The organism is Acetobacter lambici, assembly GCF_011516885.1.
Classification (GTDB): Bacteria; Pseudomonadota; Alphaproteobacteria; order Acetobacterales; family Acetobacteraceae; genus Acetobacter; species Acetobacter lambici.
On the sequence record NZ_WOTD01000082.1, the window covers coordinates 2501 to 5478 of the forward strand.

The 2978-nt window shown below is 54.4% G+C and carries 2 rRNA genes (1 of these 2 cut by a window edge); both read left to right on the forward strand.

The annotated features are described in order from the left end of the window. A 23S ribosomal RNA gene (locus GOB86_RS14630) occupies window positions 1-2657 on the forward strand (it extends 86 nt beyond the left edge of the window). A gap of 105 nt (window positions 2658-2762) precedes the next feature. Beyond that, window positions 2763-2878, forward strand: a 5S ribosomal RNA gene (rrf, locus tag GOB86_RS14635). The last annotated feature ends 100 nt before the right edge of the window (window positions 2879-2978 follow it).

Sequence of the window (2978 nt, forward strand, 5' to 3'; positions counted from 1 at the left end):
CCGCGAGCAGGCATTGATCCGCAAATATCCGAATGGGGCAACCCACCCAGCGATGGGTATCATCATCTGAATACATAGGGTGATGAGGCGAACCCGGGGAACTGAAACATCTCAGTACCTGGAGGAAAAGACATCAATTGAGATTCCGCTAGTAGTGGCGAGCGAACGCGGAACAGGCCAGTAGTTCATGGGGAAGAAGCAGAAGGATCTGGAAAGGTCTGCCATAGTGGGTGATAGTCCCGTATGCGTAGTGTCTGCATGAATTCTTGAGTAGGGCGGGGCACGTGAAACCTTGTCTGAACATGGGGGGACCACCCTCCAAGCCTAAATACTCCCTGGTGACCGATAGTGAACAAGTACCGTGAGGGAAAGGTGAAAAGCACCCCGACGAGGGGAGTGAAATAGACCTGAAACCGAATGCCTACAAGCAGTCGGAGCCTCTTATGGGGTGACGGCGTACCTTTTGTATAATGGGTCAGCGAGTTTCTGTTTGCAGCGAGCTTAAGCCGATAGGTGTAGGCGTAGCGAAAGCGAGTCTGAATAGGGCGCATAGTTGCTGGCAGAAGACCCGAAACCGAGTGATCTAGCCATGGCCAGGCTGAAGGTGCGGTAACACGCACTGGAGGGCCGAACCCACGCCTGTTGAAAAAGTCGGGGATGAGCTGTGGCTAGGGGTGAAAGGCCAATCAAACTCGGAGATAGCTGGTTCTCCGCGAAATCTATTGAGGTAGACCGTCAGGTGTTGACCCCGGGGGGTAGAGCACTGGATGGGCTAGGGGGGCCCAAAGCCTTACCAAACCCAACCAAACTCCGAATACCCGGAAGTTTAGCCTGGCAGACAGACAGTGGGTGCTAAGGTCCATTGTCGAGAGGGAAACAGCCCAGACCACCAGCTAAGGCCCCTAAATCGTGGCTAAGTGGGAAAGGATGTGGGGATTCCAAAACAACCAGGAGGTTGGCTTAGAAGCAGCCATCCTTTAAAGAAAGCGTAATAGCTCACTGGTCTATTAGAAACCCTGCGCCGAAAATGTAACGGGGCTCAAGCCACGTGCCGAAGCTGTGGGTGCATATCTATGATATGCGCGGTAGCGGAGCGTTCCGTAAGTCTGTGAAGGAAGCGGGGTGACCCCTTCTGGAGATATCGGAAGTGCGAATGCTGACATGAGTAGCGACAAACAGTGCGAGAAACACTGTCGCCGTAAGTCCAAGGTTTCCTGCGCAAGGTTAATCCACGCAGGGTTAGTCGGCCCCTAAGGCGAGGGCGAAAGCCGTAGTCGATGGGAATCAGGTGAACATTCCTGAACCTGCCAGAAGTGACGAATGCGATATGTTGTTGGTCCTTAACGGATTGGACCGGCTTTTGGAGCATTCCAGGAAATAGCTCTGGCGTATAGACCGTACCCTAAACCGACACAGGTGGACTGGTAGAGCATACCAAGGCGCTTGAGAGAACGATGCTGAAGGAACTAGGCAAATTACTCGTGTAACTTCGGGATAAGCGAGACCCACATTTGGGCAACCATTTGTGGGTGGCACAGACCAGGGGGTAGCGACTGTTTAGTAAAAACACAGGACTCTGCGAAGTCGAAAGACGACGTATAGGGTCTGACGCCTGCCCGGTGCCGGAAGGTTAAGAGGAGGTGTGAGAGCACTGAATTGAAGCCCCGGTAAACGGCGGCCGTAACTATAACGGTCCTAAGGTAGCGAAATTCCTTGTCGGGTAAGTTCCGACCTGCACGAATGGCGTAACGACTTCCCCGCTGTCTCCAGCATCGGCTCAGCGAAATTGAATTCCCCGTGAAGATGCGGGGTATCCGCGGTCAGACGGAAAGACCCTATGAACCTTTACTGTAGCTTTACAGTGGCATCAGAGACATTCTGTGTAGGATAGGTGGGAGGCTTTGAAGCAGGGGCGCCAGTTCTTGTGGAGCCATCCTTGAAATACCACCCTGAATTTTTCTGATGTCTAACCGCGGCCAGTAAGCCTGGTCCGGGACCCTGTATGGTGGGCAGTTTGACTGGGGCGGTCGCCTCCCAAAGTGTAACGGAGGCGCGCGATGGTGGGCTCAGGCCGGTCGGAAACCGGCTGTTGAGTGCAATGGCATAAGCCCGCCTGACTGCGAGAGTGACAGCTCGAGCAGAGACGAAAGTCGGCCATAGTGATCCGGTGGTCCCGCGTGGAAGGGCCATCGCTCAACGGATAAAAGGTACTCTAGGGATAACAGGCTGATCTCCCCCAAGAGTCCACATCGACGGGGAGGTTTGGCACCTCGATGTCGGCTCATCACATCCTGGGGCTGGAGCAGGTCCCAAGGGTTCGGCTGTTCGCCGATTAAAGTGGTACGTGAGCTGGGTTTAGAACGTCGTGAGACAGTTCGGTCCCTATCTGCCGTGGATGTTGGAGATTTGAGAGGATTTGTCCCTAGTACGAGAGGACCGGGATGAACATACCTCTGGTGCACCGGTTGTCGCGCCAGCGGCACAGCCGGGTAGCTAAGTATGGACGGGATAACCGCTGAAAGCATCTAAGCGGGAAACCCACCTCAAAACTAGATCTCCCTGAGGGTCGTGGTAGACCACCACGTTAATAGGCCAGATGTGAAAGCGTGGTAACACGTGCAGCTAACTGGTCCTAATCACCCAATAGGCTCACTCTCACACCATCTAACGATGGCCCGTGCACAGAAATCATCCATAACCACGTCACACACCAAAATAACGCACCAACCGCATCCACACACCCTTAAGGGTGGTCTGGATGACCTGGTGGCCATGGCGGGGAGAGTTCCACCCGATCCCATCCCGAACTCGGCCGTGAAAACCCCCAGCGCCTATGATACTGCGGCTTAAGTCGCGGGAAAGTCGGTCGCCGCCAGGTCTTCCAGTCCACCCTCAAAAACTCTTCAAATCAAAATCAACACTCATTACCATCGCGGGGTGGAGCAGCCCGGTAGCTCGTCAGGCTCATAACCTGAAGG